1 rRNA gene is annotated in these 1074 nt (G+C 56.6%); it reads left to right on the forward strand.

The features are described 5' to 3' along the window. Positions 1-1074, forward strand: a 23S ribosomal RNA gene (locus ACWIGI_RS41655); the annotation flags it as partial.

A 1074-nucleotide genomic window follows, 5' to 3' on the forward strand; every position in this document is an offset into this window, starting at 1 on the left:
AGTCGCACACTATGGACCCGAAGCGGAGTGATCTACCCATGGCCAGGGTGAAGCGACGGTAAGACGTCGTGGAGGCCCGAACCCACTTAGGTTGAAAACTGAGGGGATGAGCTGTGGGTAGGGGTGAAAGGCCAATCAAACTCCGTGATAGCTGGTTCTCCCCGAAATGCATTTAGGTGCAGCGTCACGTGTTTCACATCGGAGGTAGAGCTACTGGATGGCCTAGGGGGCCCACAAGCTTACCGAAGTCAGCCAAACTCCGAATGCCGGTGTGTGAGAGCGTGGCAGTGAGACTGCGGGGGATAAGCTTCGTAGTCGAGAGGGAAACAGCCCAGATCGCCGGCTAAGGCCCCTAAGCGTGTACTAAGTGGAAAAGGATGTGGGGTCGCGAAGACAACCAGGAGGTTGGCTTAGAAGCAGCCACCCTTGAAAGAGTGCGTAATAGCTCACTGGTCAAGTGATCCTGCGCCGACAATGTAGCGGGGCTCAAGTACACCGCCGAAGCCGCGGCACTCAGTCATATAGATCGCCTTCGGGCCAGTCGACTGGGTGGGTAGGGGAGCGTCCTATAGCCAGGGAAGCAGCAGTGTGAACTAGCTGTGGAGGCTATGGGAGTGAGAATGCAGGCATGAGTAGCGAAAGACGAGTGAGAAACTCGTCCGCCGAATGACCAAGGGTTCCTGGGCCAGGTTAATCCGCCCAGGGTGAGTCGGGACCTAAGGCGAGGCCGACAGGCGTAGTCGATGGACAACGGGTTGATATTCCCGTACCCGTGTATCCGCGCCCAATGGCGAATCAGTTGTGCTAACCGTCCAAATGTTCTCTTATCGAACCTTCGGGTGAGAGGGAGAATTGCTGCACGGGACCCTGATTGTAGTAGTCAAGCGATGGGGTGACGCAGGAAGGTAGCTGGGCCCGGTAATGGTTGTCCGGGTGTAAGCCTGTAGGGCGAGACATAGGCAAATCCGTGTCTCATATGGCCTGAGAGGTGATGCGTAGCCGATTGAGGCGAATTCAGTGATCCTATGCTGCCGAGAAAAGCCTCTAGCGAGCTGGTACATGGCCCGTACCCCA

This window comes from Nocardia sp. NPDC055321, from assembly GCF_053645575.1.